We start from the raw sequence: 19,165 nt of genomic DNA on the forward strand, positions 1-19,165 counted from the left end.
CGCCTTCCCACCTTGCCCGAAGGTGACGAGGCCGTTCATGCTCTGTTCATGTTGCCCCTGGCACCCTGAGCCCATGCTGATACCTCGCCCCTACACTACCCTCCTCCATCGTGCCCGCGCGCTGCTGCCGGCAGCCCTGCTCGCCGGGCTGCTGGTACCGTTGGCCGCCGCTCCCGCGGTCGCCGAGGAGCACTGGCAGGAGCTCCACGAGGCGGTGCGCGAGGAGCGGATCGTGGCCCTGCCCGAGCTCCTCGACTGGCTGGAGGCGCGCTACGCGGGCCAGGTGCTGGAGGTGGAGCTGGAGCGCGACGACGGCCGGCTGGTCTACGAGATCGAGATGCTGGGGCCCCAGGGGCAGAAGGTGGAGTTCGAGTTCGATGCCGAGAGTGGCGAGCTGGTCGGCATGGAGGGCGTGAGAATCGACGCCATGCGGCGCAAGGAGGCACCGTGAAGGTACTGCTGGTGGAGGACGACCCGGCGCTGGCCGAGGCGCTGGGCGAGGCGCTCGGGGATGCCGGCCTGCTGCTCGAGCACACCGCCAGCGGCGGCGAGGCGGACTTCCTGGTGCGCACCGAGGCCTACGACGCGGTGATCCTCGACCTGGGCCTGCCCGACGGCGACGGCAGCCGCTGGCTCGCCGAGTGGCGTGAGGACGGCCTCGAGCTGCCGGTGCTGGTGCTCACCGCCCGCACCCGCTGGGCCGACAAGGCCGCCGGCTTCTCCGCCGGCGCCGACGACTACGTGACCAAGCCCTTCGAGACCGCCGAGGTGCTGTTCCGACTCCACGCCCTGGTGCGCCGCAGCCACGGCCACGCCCACCCGGTGATCCGGGTCGGCGAGCTGGCCTTCGACACCCACACCGGCAGCGTCACCCTAGCCGGGCGCCCGGTCAGCCTCACCGCCCAGGAGTCGCGGCTGCTCGCCTACCTGGCCCACGCCGCGCCACGGGTGGTCAGCCGCAGCGAGCTCGCCGAGCATGTCTATGACCGCGACCACGAGCCCGACTCCAACGTCATCGACGTGCAGGTCAGCCGCCTGCGTCGCAAGCTGGGGGCCGCGCGCATCGAGACCCGGCGCGGCCAGGGCTACCGCCTGGTCGACACCGACGCGGCTTCATGACCGCACGTCGCCTCTCCCTGGCCAGCCGGCTGATGCTGGCGACGCTGACGGTCCTGCTGGTCTCGCTGCCGCTGGCCGGCATCGCCCTCTCCCGCCACGTCGAGGCCACCGCCACCGCCAGCTTCGACGAGCGGCTGGAATCGCTGCTGCGGGTGGTGGTCGCCGGGCTGGCCTGGGACGAGGTCGCCGGCGAGCTGGTGCTGCAGCGTGACCTGGGCGAGCCACGCTTCACGCGGGTCTTCTCCGGCTGGTACTGGCAGGCCAGCGACGGCGGCGGGCACACCCTCGCCTCGCGCTCGCTGTGGGACCAGCGCCTGGCCACCGCCGCCCACCCCGAGATCGCCTTCCGCGACCTCACGGGGCCGCGCGGCACGCCGCTGCGCGCCATCGAACGCGACATCCGCCTGGCCCCCCTGGCCGAACCGCTGCATGTCGCCGTGGCGATCTCCCGGGAGCCGCTGGACAGCGAGATCGCCCGCTTCGACCGCCTGCTGGCGCTCTCCCTGGCCGGCCTCGGCGCACTGCTGCTGGCCGCCCTGGCGCTGCAGATCCGCTGGGGGCTGGCCCCGTTGCGCCGCCTGCGCGCCGACCTTCGCCGGGTGGAGGATGGCCAGGCCGAGCGCCTGGATACACGACTCCCGGAGGAGCTCGCCCGCCTGGCCGCGGCCATGAACGGGGTGCTGGAGCGTGACCACCGGCTGATGGCCCACGCTCGCCACGCCGCCGGCAACCTGGCCCACGCCCTGAAGACCCCGGTCAGCGTGCTGACCACCCTGGCCGACGGCATCGAGGAGCCGCGGCGCGGGCGCCTGCGCGATGAGCTCGCGCGCATCGACGCCGCGGTGCGTCACCACCTGGCGCGGGCCACGGCGGGGGGCGACGCCGGCCTGGCGCCGCGGGTGGCGGTGGCCGAGGTGCTCGCTCCCATCGTCGAGGGGCTGGGCCGCCTGGCCGAGCGACGCGGCATCGAGCTCCGGGTGGCACTGCCCGCCACGCTGCGCGTGCGCCTGGATCCCCAGGACCTGCAGGAGCTGGTCGGCAACCTGCTCGACAACGCCCTGCGCTGGGCGTCGCGCGAGGTGCGCCTCGACGGCGGCGAGGCGGATGACGGGGTGTGGCTGGCGGTGGAGGACGACGGCCCCGGCATGGACGAGGCCCAGCGCCAGGCGGCCCTGGGGCGCGGCGCACGGCTCGACGAGCGGCGCTCCCAGAGCGGCCTGGGGCTGGCCATCGTCGGCGAGCTGGTGGCGCTGCACGGCGGCGAGCTTACGCTGACGCGCTCGACGCTCGGCGGACTGGCCGCACGGGTCCGGCTGCCGGCGAGCCTGCTGCGCGAGCGCGACCCGGGCTAGCGCGGCGGGTCGTCAGCGCAGTCGCCCGGCGTCTCGACCTGGATGGTGGCGTGGCGGATGCCGTAGCGCTCCACCAGCAGCGCCTTGATCGCCACCAGGGTCGCCTGGCGATCCTCATCCGCGGCCACCGCGGCGTGCAGCGAGACCAGGTGACGTGCCGGGGTCAGCGACCAGACGTGCACATGGTGGACGTCCTGCACCGCCGGCAGCGCCGCGGGGATCTCCCGGCGCAGGGTCGCGGCATCGGGATCCTCGGGCGAGCCCTCCAGCAGGATATGCCCCGCCTCGCGGGTGAGCTTCCAGGCGCTCCTCAGGATCAGCGCCGCCACCAGCAGCGACAGCAGCGGGTCGATGGGGGTCCAGCCGGTGACCAGGATCACCACGGCGGCGACGATGGCCGCCACCGAGCCCAGCAGGTCGCCCAGCACGTGCAGGGCGGCCCCGCGCATGTTGAGGTTGTCGCGGTCGCCACCGTGGAGGATGGCGAACACCACCAAGTTCACGACCAGCCCCAGCACGGCGATGGTCAGCATGGTGGTGCCCATCACCGCCACCGGCGCAAGGAAGCGGCGCACCGCCTCGATGGCGATCCACACCACGATGGCGATCAGGGTGATGCCGTTGACGAAGGCGGCCAGGGTCTGCACCCGGTGGGAGCCATAGCTGCGCCGGCCGTCCGCGGGCCGCTGGCTGATCCAGGCGGCAAACCAGGCCAGCGCCAGAGCAGCGGTGTCGGTCAGCATATGGCCGGCGTCGGCGAGCAGCGCAAGCGAGCCGGAGACGATGCCACCCACCACCTCGGCGACCATGAAGCCGCCGGTGAGCAGGATCGCCCAGCTCAGCCGGCGCCGGCTGTCGTGGGCGTGAGGGGCGTGGTCATGGGCATGATCGTGGGACATGGGGCCCTCCTGTGGCGGGCCCCCAGCATAGCATCAGGCCCGCCCACGGGGCTTACCTGGGGGCAGGTCTACGGGGAGGCGCTGTGAACCCCTCCCTGGGCGCTACCAACGCCCTGCTTCGCTCTCGCGTCCCGCTCCGCTTGCAGGAGCGGTGCTGGCCATCCGTGGCCAGCCCGTTCGGAGCAGTGCTCCTCACCCCTGGCGTATGGCCTCCCCTTCGACCTGCCCCCAGCGCCCCTGCTATACACCTATACGCCTGCTACCCTTGCAGCCTCGCGGCGTCGCTTGAGCTCGTAGGCCGTCGCCAGCAGCACCGTGACCAGGATCAGGATCAGCCCCAGGGCGTTGACCGCCGGGGTCAGACCGGTGCGCACCTTGGAGGCGATATAGACCGTCAGGGTGGTGTCGTAGCCCACCACGAACAGGGTGGTGTTGTAGTTCTCGAACGACTGCAGGAAGGCGATCACCCCCGCCGAGAGGATCGCCGGCCTGAGGAAGGGCAGCAGGATGCGCCGGAACGCCTGCCAGGGGGTGGCACCCAGGTCCAGGGCGGCGCGCTCCAGGGTGCGGTCGAAGCGCTGCAGCCGGGCGGTGACCATCAGCATCACGTAGGCGGCGATGAAGGTAGCCTGGCCCACTACGGTGAGAAAGATGCCGCCGCCCACGCCCCACTGGCGCCAGAAGATCAGCGTCGAGATGCCGATGATCACCCCGGGGGTGAGCAGCGGCGAGAGGATCAGCGCGTAGAGGAAGGGCTTGGCGCGGCTCGAGACGGTGTTGAGGAACAGCGCGGTGGCGATGCCGATGGGCACCGCCAGCAGGAGCACGCCGATGGCAACGATGGCGCTGTTGGCCAGCGCCTGCCACATGGCGCCATCCTCGGCCAGTTCACCGAACCAGCGCAGGGTGGTGCCGTCCCAGGGGGTCACGGTGGGGAAGCGGCTGTCGTTGAAGGTGGCCGCAGCCATGATGGCGAGCGGCAGGAAGAGGTAGCCGAAGAACACCACCACGTAGAAGCGCAGGCCCCAGCCCAGCAGCCGTTGCGAACTCATCCGACCCGACTCCTCATTTGGCCCAGTGTTTCATTTAGCAATGTCTCCCAGCCCCACCTTGAACACCTTCATCACCAGCGACATGAAGCCGATGCACAGCACCAGCAGCAGGAAGGCGTAGGCCGCCCCCTGGTTCCAGTTGCCGCCCTCGAAGAACCAGTTGTAGATGATCTGGGTGAACCAGCGGCTGCCCGGCGAGCCGAGCAGCGCCGGCACCGCGTAACTGCCGGCGGCCAGCATGAAGGTCATGATGCAGCCGGTGGCGATGCCCGGCTTGGCGTGGGGGATGACGATGCGCCGATGGGTGCGCAGGGTGCCGGCACCGAGGTCCCGGGCGGCGCGCACCTGGTTGTCGTCGAGGCTCTCGATGGCGTTGTAGACCGGGAACACCATGAACAGGATGTAGGCGTAGACCATGCCCACCATCACCCCGGCATCGCCGCTGAGGAAGCGGATGGGGCGGTCGATCAGCCCCAGCATCATCAGCAGCTCGTTGAGCGGCCCGCGAAACGCCAGCAGGATGAACCACGAGTAGGTACGCAGGATCTCGTTGATCCAGAAGGGGATGATCAGCAGCAGCAGGCACAGCGCCGCCTGCCGTGGGGTGGCCACCTTGGCCAGGTACCAGGCCAGCGGGTAGCTGACGCCGAGCGTCAGCAGGGTCACCAGCACGCTGGACCACAGCGTCTTGAGGAAGATCGCCCGGTGGATGTCGTTGGCGAACAGGGTGGCGTAGTTGGCGAGCGTCCAGCCATCCTCGGGACCGCCGCGCTGGTCGGGCAGCAGGTTGGGGCGCAGCGAGTAGTCGATCATCTGCAGCTGCGGCAGGGTCACCATCAGGATCAGCCAGATGCCCAGCAGGGTGAGGATCGCCGCCGTCAGCGGACCGCCGAAGCGCGCGGCGAGCTGCCTAGCGATGCCCATCGCTCGCCTCCACCACCTCGCCGGTCTCGGCATCGACGCGCGGGCCGTCATCCCGGGGCAGCACCACCGTCTCGGCGGGATCAAAGCCCAGGGTAATCGCCTCGCCGCGGGAGAGGGCATCGGCGAAGCCGCGCGATACCTCGCTGCCGAGCTGCATGCGCAGCACCTCGCCGGAGCCCTCGAGGCGCGCCGCCACCATCAGCCAGGCGCCCTCGAAGCTCACCGACTCGACCCTCGCGGGAAGGGTCATGCCGCCGGCATCGGCGGCCACCGGGCGCAGCTGCTCCGGGCGCAGGTAGAGCGCCACCTCCACGCCAACGCCGAGCCCCGCCTCCTCGCCCACGCGCCCCTCGAGCTCGCCCAGGGCCCCGGCATCCAGGCGCACCCGCTCGCCCAGGCGCTCGATCACCCTGGCCTCGATGCGGTTGTTCTCGCCGACGAAGGCGGCCACGAAACCGGTGGCAGGCTGGCGGTAGAGGGTCACCGGGTCGGCCACCTGCTGCAGGCGCCCCGCCGACATCACCGCCACCCGGTCGGACATGGTCAGCGCCTCGCCCTGGTCGTGGGTGATGTAGATGAAGGTGATGCCGGTCTTGCGCTGGATCGCCTTGAGCTCGCTGCGCATGTGCTGGCGCAGCTTGAGGTCCAGCGCCGAGAGCGGCTCGTCGAGCAGCAGCACCCGCGGCTCCACCGCCAGCGCCCGGGCGATCGCCACGCGCTGCTTCTGGCCGCCGGAGAGCTCGTCGATGCGCTTGGGGCCGCTGCCCTCCAGGGCCACCAGCGCCAGCAGGCGCTCGGCGGTGGCGCGACGGGTGCGGCGGTCGACCCCGCGCACCTCCAGGCCGAACTCGATGTTGTCGAACACCGTCATCAGCGGGAAGAGCGCCAGGTTCTGGAAGATCATCGCCGTGGGGCGGCGATTCACCGGCACCCCGGCCATGGGCTCGCCGCCGATCAGCACCTGCCCCTCGCTGGGGGTCAGAAAGCCGCTGACGATGTTGAGCAGGGTGGTCTTGCCGCATCCCGAGGGCCCGAGGAAGCTGAAGAACTCCCCCGAGCCGATGGTCAGCGATGTCTTGTCGATGGCGGTGAAGTCGCCGAAGCGCATCACCACCTCCTCCAGGCGGACACTGCCGTCCATGGTCACCTCGCGGCCAGGCATCCGTCAGGCGGACAGGTAGCGATCCTGATACTCGTTGCGCAGCGCCACGTACCAGGGCTCCTGGATCGGCCACCACCACAGGTTCTCGAGGTCCTGCTCGGTGTAGGACTCGGTGAAGAAGCGCCGGGTCGCCTCGGGCAGCAGCTCGGTGGCCCCCCTGGAGGTGGAGTTGTAGCCGGTGGCCTCGACGAACATGGCGCCCGCCTCGGGGGTGTAGTACCAGTTGATCAGCTCGTAGACGGCGTCCGGGTTGCGGGCGTTCTTGGGGATCACGAAGCCCTCCATCCACGCCAGGGCGCCCTCCTTCGGCGCGCCGTAGGCGATGTCGTCGCCCTCTTGCTGCAGGCGGAAGGCGGTGGAGTCCCAGGTCTGGCCGATGATGGCGCCGTTGGTGCGGAAGGCGGCCTGGGCCTCGTTCTCGGTGTTCCAGAACTGCACCAGCATCGCCTTGTGCTTGATCGCCTCCTCGAGGATGACGTCGAAGTTGGCGCGCATCGCCTCCTCGCTGGCGTAGGAATCCAGCAGTGGCCGCGGCAGGCGCCCCTCGCGCTCCAGCCACAGGCCGATGCCCACCAGCGCCGAGTGACCGCGCACCGTCACGCCCTGGCCGTGCTCGGGATTCCACAGGTCGGCGTAGCTGAGGTTGGCGCGGTCGATGTCGGCGTAGCGGCGGTGCCAGGTGATCGCCTCGGTGCCCCAGTCGCTGGGCGCGAAGTAGCGCTTGCCATCCACCACGCCGCCCACCTCGGAGCCCTGGATGGCGCTCTCCAGGGCGCCGTCCCAGTGGATGCGCGACTCGTCCAGGGGCTGGATCAGATCGTAGTCCAGGTAGCCCGGCACCCGGTCCACGGTGGGCATGATCACGTCGAAGCCCTCGCCGGCGCTGGCGCGCAGCGAGTTCATCAGCTCGTCGTTGGTGCCGTAGGGGGTGAAGGTGGCGGGGATGCCGGTCTTGTCGGTGAAGTCGGCCAGCATGGCGTCGTTGAAGTAGCCCGCCCAGGCGTAGATGCGCAGCGGCTCCTGCTGGGCCAGCGCCCGGTTGATGTAGAAGGGGGTGGGCAGCGTGGCGGCCGCGCCGGCGGCCAGGGAGCCCTGCAGGAAGCGGCGACGGGTGATCGACATGGGCGAGTTCTCCTTGTGTGACGAGGTCCGTACTGGCGAGACGAGGTCCGACGCCGTAGCGGGTGCGACGCGCCTTCCCCTTATGGCGCCCGGCCATGACGGCCGGATGACACCCGCATGACGCTTGCATGACCGTTCAACCTGAATCTCCACTGTAGGCGATTCCCCGCACCGCGCCAGTGAGGCGCCTCAACGCGACGCTTGTCGAGGTGTGTTGCATCGGCGAGGGTGGAACCTCGACCCCGCGCGCCTGTCGGTGACGGGGTGCCCCAAGGAAATCGCAGACGACCTCGCCCATGGACGACGCTTCCCTCCCCACCGTGCTCGCCGGCCCGCTGCTGCGCCGCCTCACCCCCGACCGCCTGGTGCTGTGGCTGGCGGCGAGCCGCCCCCTCGCGCCGACCCTCGCCCTCACCCCGGCCGGCGAGGCGACGCGACGGCTGCCCCTCGACGCCCACTGCCGGCGGGTACCGCTGGGCCGCCACGCCTGGCTGCACCTGATCGACCTGCCGCTGGAAACCCCGCTGCCGACCGACACCCTGGTCGCCTACGACCTCTGCGTTCAGGAGGGCGAGCGCGCGAGCGGCATCGCCGACTGGGCCCCCCACCTACTCGAGGCCGACGGTGCGCTGCCCACCTTCGTGCTGGCCGGCCGCCACCACCGGCTGCTGCACGGCTCCTGCCGCAAGCCCCACCACGACGGCGGCGACGGCCTGGTGCGCGCCGAGGCCTGGCTGGCCGAGCGCCGCACGGCCCCCGAGGAGCGCCCCGCCTGGCTGCTGATGACCGGCGACCAGGTCTACGCCGACGACGTCGCCGGCCCCATGCTGGTGGCCATCCATGCCCTGATCCGCCGCCTGGGGCTGTTCGACGAGCCGCTGGAAGGAGCCGTGGTGGCCGACAGCCGGGCGCTGCATGGCGAGGCCGCCCACTACTACGATCGCGAGTCGCTGCTGCCCGATGTCGAGAGCAGCGAGAACCTTCGCGAGCGCTTCTTCGGCGGGGTGCGCAAGCCGGTGTTCACCTCCGCCAACGCCCGCAACCACCTGGCCACCTTCGCCGAGGTGGCGGCCATGTACCTGCTGGTGTGGTCACCGACGCCCTGGGAGCTGATCGAGGTGGCCACGCCCGCGCTGGATGACCGGCATGCCGCGCTGTTCGCCGAGCAGCGCGAGGTGATCGAGCGCTTCGTGGCCGGGCTGCCCGCCGCCGCGCGCCTGCTGGCGCGGCTGCCGACCCTGATGATCTTCGACGACCATGACATCACCGACGACTGGAACCTCACCGCCGACTGGGAGCGCACCGCCTACGGCCACCCCTTCTCGCGGCGCATCATCGGCAACGCCCTGCTCGGCTACCTGCTCTTCCAGGGCTGGGGCAACGACCCCGAGCGCCTGGCCGAGCCGCTGGCGGCGGCCATCGAGCCCCTCGAGCGGGCCGCGGCCGGCGACGGCTGGCTCGACGCCGCCGGGTGGGACGCCCTGATCCGGGACCTGCTGCGCTTCGAGGGGTGGGAGTACCAGGTCCCCGGCGAGCCGCCGCTGGTGGTGCTCGACACCCGCACCCGGCGCTGGCGCAGCGAGAGGAGCCCCAGGCGCCCCTCGGGGCTGATGGACTGGGAGGCGCTGAGCGACTTCCAGCAGGCGCTGCTCCACCACCGCTCGGTGATCATCGTCTCGCCGGCGCCGATGTTCGGGGTCAAGCTGATCGAGGTGGTCCAGAAGCTCTTCACCCTGGCCGGCAAGCCGCTGCTGGTGGACGCCGAGAACTGGATGGCCCATCGCGGGGCGGCCAGCGTGCTGCTCAACATCTTCCGCCACTCGCGCACCCCGGGGAATTACGTCATCCTCTCCGGCGACGTGCACTACTCCTTCGCCTACGACATCCGCATCCGCCAGCGCCGCCAGGGGCCGCGGCTGTGGCAGATCACCTCCAGCGGCATCAAGAACGCCTTCCCCGACACCCTGCTCGACTGGTTCGACCGCCTGAACCGCTGGCTCTACGCGCCCCGCTCACCGCTCAACTGGTTCACCAAGCGCCGCCGCCTGGCCATTACGCCCCGCGACCCGGATCGCGCCAAGGCCGGCGAGCGGCTCTGGAATGGCAGTGGGATCGGCCTGGTCGACTTCGACGACCAGGGCCGCCCCCGCGCGATCCGCCAGCTCGACGCCCGTGGCTTCGATGTGACCTTCCCGCCACCAGCTCACGAGGAGGGCTGACGCCGCCGCCACAGCGCCAAGCCGCCGGCCATCACCAGCCAGGCCAGGGCCGCGGCGATCAGGTCGTCGAGCACGATGCCAGCACCGCCGGGCACCGCCTCGGCCAGGCTCACCGGCGGCGGCTTGGTCGCGTCGAAGACCCGGTAGACCACGAAGGCGGAAGCCATCGCCCAGGGCTGGCGGGCCGCCGCCAGCCCCAGCACCGCCACCGGGAAGGCGACGATCTCGTCGAGCACGATGCGCCCGTCATCCTTGGCGGAAAGCGCCTGCTCGGCCAGGTGGCAGACCGGCACCGCGGCCACCAGCAGCGCCAGCGTCACCGCGACCTGCACCCGCCGTGAGCGACCCAGGAGCCACCACGCCAGCGGCACGCCGAGAAGCGACCCCAGCGTGCCCGACGCCCAGGGCGAGAGCCCCAGCCCCAGGCCGGTGGCCAGCACCATCAGCGTCTCGTGCATCAGCCGGCCTCACGCGCCTGATGCTCCAGCGCCGAGGTGACCTCCCCCGGCAGCGCCAGGGCGCGGCCCAGCTGGTCGAGCCAGGCGCGCTCCATGGCGTTCTGCTCGTCCACCACCGCCACGCTGATCAGGTAGATCTCGCGGGCCGCCTGGGGGGAGTCCACCTGGGCGGCCAGGGCCTCGGCGTCCAGCGGCGCCGACAGCTGGCGCTCGACCCAGGCGTGGAGCTCGTCGTCCGCCCCCAGGGCGTCGATCTGGCCGGCGATCAGCTCGCGCTCCTGGGCGTCGATATGGCCGTCGGCACGGGCCGCCATGATCATCGCCTGCAGCAGCTCCAGGCTGCGCCGCTCGCGGGCCTCGCCCCCCAGGCGCTCCACCGGCTCGCCCTCAGCGGGGGCCCCCTGTACCTGGTCGGCGCCGCCACGGGAGCCCTGCCACGCCTTCCAGGCCAGCATCCCGACCCCGGCGATGGCGCCGTACTTGAGCGCCTTGCCGCCCAGCTTTCGGCCGCGCTTGGAGCCCACCAGCAGCCCCAGGGCGCCGCCGCCGAGCAGGCTCTTCACGTCGACACCGGAACCGCCACCCTGGCCCGAGGCGGACTCGCCGCCACCGCCCAGCTGGCGGGAGAGGCCGTCCAGCATGCCCTTGATGTCCAGGCCCGAACCGCCCTGGCCGCCGCTTCCGCCGGCGTTGCCGGACTGGCCGCCGGCCTGGCGCATCAGCTGCTCGAGAATCTTGCTGGCGTTCATCGCGCTCTCCTCGTGATCCCATGTATGAAGGAAGGGTGTCCTGGATGGACTCTATCCCAGCCGCAGGGTTTCGACATTCCCCGCGGGCGTTTCGACATCCCCGGTGCGAGACAGCATGATGAGGGATGACACGAACCACGGAGCGGCCCAGATGAGCGTCACCCTAGAAGACATCCGCACCGCCGCCGAGCGCATCCGGGGCAGCGTGGAGCGCACCCCCTGCCTGCACTCCCGTACCCTGTCGCGGATCACCGGCTGCGAACTCTTCATCAAGTTCGAGAACCACCAGTTCACCGCCGCCTTCAAGGAGCGCGGCGCGCTGAACCACCTGCTCACTCTCACCCCCGAGGAGCGCGAGCGTGGGGTCATCGCCATGTCCGCCGGCAACCACGCCCAGGCGGTGGCCTATCACGCCGCCCGGCTGGGCATCCGCGCCACCATCGTCATGCCGCGGCATACGCCCAACCTCAAGGTGCACAACACCCGCCGGCTCGGTGCCGAGGTGCACCTCCACGGCGACGGGGTCGCCGAGGCCGGCGACTACGCCCACCGCCTCGCCGCCGAGCGCGACCTGGTGTTCGTCCACCCCTACGACGACGAGCGCATCATCGCGGGGCAAGGCACCATCGCCCTGGAGATGCTCGAGGACGCCCCCGACCTCGACGCCCTGGTGATCCCCATCGGCGGCGGCGGGTTGATCGGCGGCAACGCTATCGCCGCCACGGAGCTCAAGCCCGGCATCGAGGTGGTGGGGGTTCAGACCACCCGCTTCCCCGCCATGCAGCAGGCGCTGGCTGGCGAACCGATCCACTGCGGCCTGGCCACCCTGGCCGAGGGCATCGCCGTCAAGCAGCCGGGCAAGCTGACCCTGCCCATCGTGCGCGAGCGGGTGCGCGATATCGTGCTGGTGGACGAGCCCGAGATCGAGCGCGCCATCCTGCTGCTGCTGGAGATCGAGAAGAGCGTGGCGGAGGGCGCCGGCGCCGCCGGCCTGGCCGCGGTGCTAGCCGACCCCGAGCGCTACCGGGGCCGCAAGGTGGGGCTGATCCTGTGCGGCGGCAACATCGACATGCTGGCGCTCTCCTCGGTGATCCAGCGTGGCCTGGTGCGCTCCGGGCGCATCGTGCGGGTGCGCGTGGCGATCCCCGACGTGCCCGGCGCCCTGGCCGAGCTGACCCGGCGCCTGGCCGAGTGCCACGCCAACGTCATCCATATCGCCCACCACCGCACCTTCACCGACCTCTCGCTGCGCGCCACCGAGGTCGAGGCTACCCTGGAGACCCTCGGCAGCGACCACACCCGGGAGGTGATCGAGGCGCTGCGCCAGGATGGCTACGACCCGGTGCTGCCCGCCAACGAGGTCCACCCCGACGAGCGCTGGGCCGGCAGCGAGGGGTAAGGGCCCTCTCCCACTGCTGGCTATCGCGGTTACCGACAGGGCGATAGCGAAAGGCGCCGGGGACAGGTCGGAGAGGGGGTCCGAGGACCAGGGGTGAGGAGCACTGCTCCGAACGGGCTGGCCATGGATGGCCAGCACCGGACCTGCAAGCGTAGCAGGATGCGAGAGTGCCGCAGGGCCGAGGTAGCCTACAAGGACGTACTCGTAGCGCCCCATCGACGGTCCGGCGCCCCGGGGCCTGTCGCCGGAACAGCCTTGATCGGTGCTGCCATCGGCGATGGCCCTGCCTTCCCCCTTGGGGGAATGGCGCCTCCCGGGCTTCCGGCGTACCCTAGGCGCACTTCCCAGCGTGCTGAAAATGAGACGAGGCGATGAGCAGCAAGATCACAGTCGACGCCCCCCTGGTCATCCTCCACGGTGACGAGATGGCCCAGGTAGCCTTTGAGAAGATCCTCGACACCTTCGTGACCTCCCGGCTGGAGATCCCGCTGGTCGAGATCGACCTCTCCGCGGAGAACCGCCTGGTCACCAACGGCCAGGTGGTGGTCGACGCCGTCGAGGCCCTCAAGCGCCACGGCGTGGGCATCAAGAACGCCGGCATGACGGTCAACCGCGCCCAGCTCGGCGAGCTGCTCGCCAAGCACCCCGAGCTCGACGGCACCAAGCTGCACCCGCTGGCCACCAAGTCGCCCAACGGCGCCATCCGCAAGGGCATCGGCGGCAATATCACCCGCGAGGACATCCAGTTCCGCAACCTCCAGGTCAAGCGTCCCGAGTGGGTCGGCCGCGACATCGAGGTGGAGACCATGGAGGTGGGTGGCATCAAGGAGAGCTACAACGAGCTCTCCCGCGCCACCGGCATCGTCAAGCTGATGTTCGTGGGCGCCAGCGGCGACCCGGTGGAGCTCCACCGCCGCGAGGTCAAGAAGGGCGACCCCTGGCTGCTCGCCACCAACGACCTGGAGGATGTCAAGGCCTGGGCCCACCGCTTCTTCCAGCGCGCCATCGACGAGAAGCGCGACATCTACCTGGGCCTCAAGGACACCGTGATCTCCGGCTACGACGGCGTGATGCGCGCCGCCATCGAGGGGATCTTCGAGCAGCACTACCGCGAGCAGGTCGAGGCCCTGGGGCTGGCCTACTTCTACGAGCTGATCGATGCCCAGGCCGCGCGGCTCGTCGCCAACCCGCCCGAGCGGGCGCTGTGGGGCGTGCCCGACAACACCACCGGGCGCAAGCTCTTCAAGCTGGTGGAGCAGCTCAAGCGCTTCGGCATCCCCGACCGCAAGGCCCAGGTCTCCATCTCGCGCATGAGCGCTGGCGGTGGCGACCAGTACGGCAGCTTCAACGCCCCCGCCGACGAGGACGGCATCCTCAAGGTGATCGTCGACGGCGAGGAGAAGCACGCCCGCCACGTGAAGAAGGGCGACCCCATCCTGCTGATGTCCAACGACCACGAGGCGATCAAGGACTGGGTGCTGCAGGTGTTCCGCGATGCCTCGCGCAAGAGCAAGGAGGTCTACTTCGGCCTCAAGCGCGAGTACATGGAGTACGACGAGGTGTTCAGCACCGTGATCACCGACGTGCGCCGGGAGCTCGCCGAGGCCGGCACCCCGCCGCCCTCCTTCATGATCATGCGGCCCTCCAGCCAGCTCATCAAGATGATCACCGACCCGCCCCGCAACGCCCTCTACCCGGCGCAGAACCTGGACGGCGACATCTTCTCGGACATCTCCGCCGCGCTGGGTGGCAGCCTGGCCACCGCTAGCTCCATCATCGAGAGCAAGGACGGCACCATGCTGTTCGAGGCGCCCCACGGCACCGCCCACGACCTCTACCTGAGGTACCTGGAGAGCGACGGCAAGGAGGCCCACTTCAACTCCTCCGCCCTGCTCTACGCCGTGGCCAACGCCCTGGAGACCCTCGGCGAGCGCGAGGAGAACGCCGCCCTGGTCGACTACGCCCACCGCCTCAAGGCGGCGCTGATCGACACCGTGGACGCCGGCATCATCACCGGCGACCTCAAGGGCAAGACCAACGCCCCGGAGAACGAGACCCTGGTCGACATGCAGGGCTTCCTGGACGCCGTCGCCAGCCGACTCTGAGCCCCCGCCTACCCTCCCGACCCGACGGGGCCTGCCAGGTGCAGGCCCCGCGTCATTCGGCCACTCGCCTCGCGGCTCGAAAATGCCGATACTGGGGGCAATCGACGACAGACGGAGCCTCCCCATGAGCGAGCACGAACACACCGTCATGGCCTTCGACGACCAGGGCCGCGAGGTGATGATCGATATCCTGGTCAGCGTGAAGGAGCTCGGCGAGCTGGCACGCAGCGGGCCGGTGAGCGGCGAGCCCGCCCTGCGCACCCGCGAGGGGCACCCGGTCAGCTACCTGGGCGGCGGCGAGTTCTCCGTCACCCTGCCCGGCGAGGAGGCGACCCTCTTCCGCACCGACGCGCTCGACGCCACCTGAGCCGGACGCCAGTTTCCGATAGGAAAACCGGCACTCGAGCGGGCCACCTGAACGCCCCCTCGACGCCCCACCACCGCGCCCCCTCAGCGGGACAACCTCACCCCCCTGGGCCATTAATCAGCACATCGACCGCCGCCGGCCTACCCGGCGGCGGTTTCTTGTCATGGCCCCATTGTTTCTTATAGGAAACTTCGTCTACTCTAGGCGTCATGACGCCGGTTGCCGCTATCCTTGAGGCAAGCCGCTTCGATTCCCCTGATTCCGGAGGCCCCACATGAGCGAGCTGAAGCGCACTCCCCTGTATGACCTGCACGTCGAACTCGGCGCCAAGCTGGTGCCCTTCGCCGGCTACGAGATGCCGGTACAGTACCCGCTGGGCGTGAAGAAGGAGCATGAGCACACGCGCACGGCCTGCGGACTCTTCGACGTCTCGCACATGGGCCAGCTGCTGCTGCGCGGCCCCTCCCCCGCCGAGGCCCTGGAGACCCTGGTGCCGGCGGATATCGTCGGCCTGCCCGAGGGCATGCAGCGCTATGCGCTGTTCACCAGCGAGGAGGGCGGCATCCTCGACGACCTGATGGTGGTCAACGCCGGCGACCACCTTTACCTGGTGGTCAACGCCGCCTGCAAGGCCCAGGACATCGCCCACCTGCGCCGCGGCCTGCCCGAGGGGCATACCATCGAGGAGCTCGACCGCGGCCTGATCGCCATCCAGGGCCCGAAGACCGCCGAGATGATGGCGCGCCTCTGCCCCGAGGCCAACGAGATGGTCTTCATGCAGCACCGCCACGTCGAGATCGACGGCATCCCGGTGTGGATCAGCCGCAGCGGCTACACCGGCGAGGACGGCTTCGAGATCTCGGTGGCCGCCGAGCAGAGCGAGGCCCTGGCCCGCCGCCTGCTGGCCGAGCCCGAGGTCGAGGCGATCGGCCTGGGCGCCCGCGATTCCCTGCGCCTGGAGGCCGGCCTGTGCCTCTACGGCCACGACATCGACACCACCACCACCCCGGTGGAGGCCGGCCTGATCTGGGCCATCGGCAAGCCGCGTCGCCGCGACGGCGAGCGCCCCGGCGGCTTCCCCGGCGCCGACCTGGTGCTCCATCAGGTCACCGAGAAGGACCACACCCGCAAGCGTGTCGGCCTGCTCGGCGAGGGGCGCGCCCCGGTGCGTGAGGGCGCCCCGCTGCTCGACGCCGACGGCAACGCCATCGGCCAGGTCACCTCCGGCGGCTTCGGCCCCAGCGTCGGCGCCCCGGTGGCCATGGGCTACGTGACCATCGCCAACGCCGAGGTGGGCACCACCGTCTACGCCGAGGTGCGCGGCAAGCACCTGCCGATGACTGTGACCAAGACCCCCTTCATCACCCCGGGCTACTACCGCGGCAAGTAGGCGCCCCGCCGCGACGCAAGGGGAATACCCTGCCCCGGCACTACCCCGCCGGGGCAGGTCGAAACGATCGAGGCCGCCCGATCCGGTCTCGGCCACCCAGCATGTCAACTTCCTCAACACCGAGAGATCCTCGATGACCTCCACGCTGAACGCCCTCTTCGGCCCGCTGCTGCGCCTGGGTCTGATCACCCAGATCGCCATCGGCATCGTCTGCGGCCTGCTGCTCGCCCTGCTGGCCCCCGAGCTCGCCACCTCGTTCTCGCTGCTTGGTCAGCTGTTCGTCTCCGCCCTCAAGGCCGTGGCACCGATCCTGGTGTTCGTGCTGGTGGCCGCGGCCATCGCCGGGCACCGCCAGGGGCAGCCCACCCATATCCGCGGCGTGCTGCTGCTCTATGTCATCGGCACCCTGGTGGCGGCGCTGGTGGCCGTGGTGGCCAGCTTCGTCTTCCCCACCACCCTGACATTGGACATGCCCGAGGTGAGCGGCAATCCGCCGGGCGGCATCATCGAGATCCTCCGCGACCTGCTGCTCAATGCCGTGAGCAACCCGGTCAGCGCCCTGATTGAGGCCAACTTCATCGCCATCCTGGCCTGGGCCATCGGCCTGGGGCTGATGCTTCGCCAGGCCAGCGAGACCACCCGCAGCGCCCTGAATGACCTTTCCACGGCCATCTCCGGCATCGTCCACCTGGTGATCCGCTTCGCCCCGCTGGGCATCTTCGGCCTGGTCGCCAACACCCTGGCGGAGTCCGGCCTGGGCGCGCTGCTCGAGTACGGCCAGCTGCTGGGGGTGATCGTCGGCTGCATGCTGTTCGTGGCGCTGGTCACCAATCCGCTGATCGTCTTCTGGCAGACCCGCACGAACCCCTACCCGCTGGTGTTCGCCTGCCTGCGCGGCAGCGCCATCACCGCCTTCTTCACCCGCAGCTCGGCGGCCAACATCCCGGTCAACATGGAGCTGTGCGAGAGGCTCGACCTGGACCCCGACACCTACGCCATCTCCATTCCGCTGGGAGCCACCATCAACATGGCGGGCGCGGCGATCACCATCTCGGTGATCACCCTGGCCGCGGCCCACACCCTGGGCATCCCGGTGGACTTCCCCACCGCGCTGCTGCTGTGCGTGGTCTCGGCGCTGGCCGCCTGCGGGGTCTCCGGCGTGGCCGGCGGCTCGCTGCTGTTGATCCCCATGGCCGCCAGCCTGTTCGGCATCTCCACCGACGTGGCGATGCAGGTGGTGGCGATCGGCTTCGTGATCAGCGTGGTCCAGGACTCCACCGAGACGGCGCTCAACTCCTCCACCGACGTGCTGTTCACCGCGGCCGCCTGCCGCGCCGCCGAGAGCCGGCAGGCGCGAGTCGCGACGCAATAGTACCGAGCCGCCAAGACAACAAAGAGGTTCACGACAACAAAGAGGTTCACGACCATGTCCATCAGCGTCTTCGACCTGTTCAAGATCGGCATCGGGCCCTCCAGCTCGCATACCGTGGGGCCGATGCAGGCCGCCTGCGACTTCGTGGGCGAGCTCGAGGCCCGCGACCTGCTGACCCGGGTCGCCCGGGTCGAGGTGCAGCTCTACGGCTCGCTCTCCGCCACCGGCATCGGTCACGGTACCGACCGTGCGGTGCTCATGGGCCTGATGGGCGAGCGGCCCGACCGCATCGACCCCGATATCATCGCCCCCTCCATCGAGGAGCTTAAGGAGGCCGAGGCGCTGCGCCTGGCCGGCCGCAACAGCGTGCCCTTCATCTGGGCGCGTGACCTGCAGCTGCTCGAGGAGAGCCTGCCACGCCACCCCAACGCCATGCGCCTGATCGCCCACGGCCATGCCGACGAGCTCTACCGCAACACCTACTACTCGGTGGGCGGCGGCTTCGTGATCGACGAGGCCCAGGCCGCCGAGGGGGCGCTGGACACCGACCACACCGAGCTGCCCTATGACTTCCAGACCGCCGACGAACTGCTGCGCATGTGCCGCGAGCACGACCTGCGCATCAGCGAGCTGATGCTGGAGAACGAGAAGGTGTGGCGCAGCGAGGCGGAGATCCGCGAGGGGCTGTGCCGGATCTGGCAGGCCATGCAGGCCTGCGTCGCCAAGGGGCTCGAGGCCGAGGGCGTGCTGCCCGGCGGGCTCAACGTCAAGCGCCGCGCCCGCGCCCTGCACCAGCGCATGCTGGCCAGCACCGACGACCATTCGCTGATCGCCTCCACCATGTCGGCCATGGACTGGGTGAACCTCTACGCCTTGGCGGTCAACGAGGAGAACGCCGCCGGCGGGCGCATGGTCACCGCCCCCACCAACGGCGCAGCGGGCATCATCCCGGCGGTGCTGCACTACTACATGCAGTTCCAGAAGGGCGCCTCCGATCGCGACGTGGTCGACTTCCTGCTCGCCGCCGGTGCCGTGGGTATCCTGTGCAAGAAGAATGCCTCCATCTCCGGCGCCGAGGTGGGCTGCCAGGGCGAGGTGGGTTCCGCCTGCGCCATGGCCGCCGCCGGCCTCACCGAGGTGATGGGCGGCACCATCGACCAGGTGGAGAACGCCGCCGAGATCGGCCTGGAGCACAACCTGGGGCTGACCTGCGACCCGGTGGGCGGGCTCGTGCAGGTGCCCTGCATCGAGCGCAACGCCATCGCCTCGGTGAAAGCGATCAACGCCACGCAGATGGCGCTGCGTGGCGACGGCCAGCACTTCATCTCGCTGGACAAGGTGATCCGCACCATGCGCGACACCGGCGCCGACATGCAGGCGAAATACAAGGAGACCTCGACGGGCGGGCTGGCCGTCAACGCCATCGAGTGCTGAGCCGATGCTCGCCACTCGAGCGGATCGAGTAGGAGGGGGAGT

General features: G+C 70.3%; 17 protein-coding genes. 10 read left to right on the forward strand and 7 right to left on the reverse strand.

The window, feature by feature from the left end; translation table 11 throughout:
* The first annotated feature begins 37 nt into the window (after positions 1-37).
* From Q673_RS26625 to Q673_RS26635, 3 genes are read left to right on the forward strand one after another with little or no spacing between them, the layout of a single operon-like run.
* Positions 38-451 (forward strand): PepSY domain-containing protein, encoded by a 414-nt coding sequence (locus Q673_RS26625; RefSeq protein WP_235048504.1) that lies wholly within the window; start codon positions 38-40, stop codon positions 449-451.
* Positions 448-1,119: a response regulator transcription factor gene (locus tag Q673_RS26630; RefSeq protein WP_023005742.1), complete on the forward strand. Its 672-nt coding sequence runs from the start codon at positions 448-450 to the stop codon at positions 1,117-1,119. The genes Q673_RS26625 and Q673_RS26630 overlap by 4 nt, the downstream gene beginning before the upstream one ends.
* Positions 1,116-2,471 carry a sensor histidine kinase gene (locus Q673_RS26635; RefSeq protein ID WP_023005743.1) on the forward strand — a complete coding sequence of 452 codons (1,356 nt, stop codon included), beginning with the start codon at positions 1,116-1,118 and terminating at the stop codon, positions 2,469-2,471. The genes Q673_RS26630 and Q673_RS26635 overlap by 4 nt, the downstream gene beginning before the upstream one ends.
* Here Q673_RS26635 and Q673_RS26640 read toward each other — a convergent pair.
* From Q673_RS26640 to Q673_RS26660, 5 genes are all read right to left on the reverse strand, one after another.
* A complete protein-coding gene (locus Q673_RS26640) occupies positions 2,468-3,370 on the reverse strand; it encodes a cation diffusion facilitator family transporter (protein ID WP_023005744.1) in 903 nt (300 codons plus the stop codon). The two genes, Q673_RS26635 and Q673_RS26640, sit on opposite strands and share 4 nt — an antisense overlap.
* Positions 3,371-3,618: 248 nt before the next feature.
* Entirely contained in the window at positions 3,619-4,422 is an 804-nt protein-coding gene (locus Q673_RS26645; protein ID WP_023005745.1) for an ABC transporter permease, read from the reverse strand.
* A gap of 30 nt (positions 4,423-4,452) precedes the next feature.
* Positions 4,453-5,340, reverse strand: a complete 888-nt coding sequence (locus Q673_RS26650; RefSeq protein WP_200861405.1) for an ABC transporter permease — start codon at positions 5,338-5,340, stop codon at positions 4,453-4,455.
* The gene (locus tag Q673_RS26655) at positions 5,333-6,487 is read right to left on the reverse strand and encodes an ABC transporter ATP-binding protein (RefSeq protein WP_031218060.1); all 1,155 of its coding nucleotides are present in this window, start codon (positions 6,485-6,487) and stop codon (positions 5,333-5,335) included. The genes Q673_RS26650 and Q673_RS26655 overlap by 8 nt, the downstream gene beginning before the upstream one ends.
* Positions 6,488-6,511: 24 nt before the next feature.
* Positions 6,512-7,630, reverse strand: coding sequence for a substrate-binding domain-containing protein (locus tag Q673_RS26660; protein ID WP_023005748.1), 1,119 nt, complete (start codon positions 7,628-7,630; stop codon positions 6,512-6,514).
* Positions 7,631-7,926: 296 nt separating this feature from the next.
* Here Q673_RS26660 and Q673_RS26665 point away from each other — a divergent pair, with 296 nt between their 5' ends.
* A complete protein-coding gene (locus tag Q673_RS26665; RefSeq protein ID WP_023005749.1) occupies positions 7,927-9,849 on the forward strand; it encodes an alkaline phosphatase D family protein in 1,923 nt (640 codons plus the stop codon).
* On the opposite strand, the gene Q673_RS26670 is transcribed toward Q673_RS26665, so the two are convergent.
* Positions 9,834-10,307 carry a phosphatidylglycerophosphatase A family protein gene (locus Q673_RS26670; RefSeq protein WP_023005750.1) on the reverse strand — a complete coding sequence of 158 codons (474 nt, stop codon included), beginning with the start codon at positions 10,305-10,307 and terminating at the stop codon, positions 9,834-9,836. The genes Q673_RS26665 and Q673_RS26670 overlap by 16 nt on opposite strands.
* A complete protein-coding gene (locus Q673_RS26675) occupies positions 10,307-11,056 on the reverse strand; it encodes a tellurite resistance TerB family protein (RefSeq protein ID WP_023005751.1) in 750 nt (249 codons plus the stop codon). The genes Q673_RS26670 and Q673_RS26675 overlap by 1 nt, the downstream gene beginning before the upstream one ends.
* Positions 11,057-11,207: 151 nt before the next feature.
* Here Q673_RS26675 and Q673_RS26680 point away from each other — a divergent pair, with 151 nt between their 5' ends.
* From Q673_RS26680 to Q673_RS26705, 6 genes are all read left to right on the forward strand, one after another.
* Positions 11,208-12,455 carry a threonine ammonia-lyase gene (locus Q673_RS26680; RefSeq protein WP_023005752.1) on the forward strand — a complete coding sequence of 416 codons (1,248 nt, stop codon included), beginning with the start codon at positions 11,208-11,210 and terminating at the stop codon, positions 12,453-12,455.
* A gap of 371 nt (positions 12,456-12,826) precedes the next feature.
* Entirely contained in the window at positions 12,827-14,560 is a 1,734-nt protein-coding gene (locus tag Q673_RS26685; protein WP_023005753.1) for an isocitrate/isopropylmalate family dehydrogenase, read from the forward strand.
* Positions 14,561-14,684: 124 nt separating this feature from the next.
* A complete protein-coding gene (locus Q673_RS26690) occupies positions 14,685-14,927 on the forward strand; it encodes a hypothetical protein (protein WP_023005754.1) in 243 nt (80 codons plus the stop codon).
* 274 nt (positions 14,928-15,201) lie between these two features.
* The gene (gcvT, locus tag Q673_RS26695) at positions 15,202-16,317 is read left to right on the forward strand and encodes a glycine cleavage system aminomethyltransferase GcvT (RefSeq protein ID WP_023005755.1); all 1,116 of its coding nucleotides are present in this window, start codon (positions 15,202-15,204) and stop codon (positions 16,315-16,317) included.
* A gap of 133 nt (positions 16,318-16,450) precedes the next feature.
* Complete coding sequence (gene sstT, locus Q673_RS26700) at positions 16,451-17,689, forward strand: serine/threonine transporter SstT (RefSeq protein WP_023005756.1); 1,239 nt, start codon at positions 16,451-16,453, stop codon at positions 17,687-17,689.
* Between the two features lie 54 nt (positions 17,690-17,743).
* Complete coding sequence (locus Q673_RS26705; RefSeq protein WP_023005757.1) at positions 17,744-19,123, forward strand: L-serine ammonia-lyase; 1,380 nt, start codon at positions 17,744-17,746, stop codon at positions 19,121-19,123.
* Positions 19,124-19,165: the final 42 nt, after the last annotated feature.

It is taken from the genome of Halomonas sp. PBN3 (genome assembly GCF_000475415.1).
GTDB classification, from domain to species: domain Bacteria; phylum Pseudomonadota; class Gammaproteobacteria; order Pseudomonadales; family Halomonadaceae; genus Halomonas; species Halomonas shengliensis.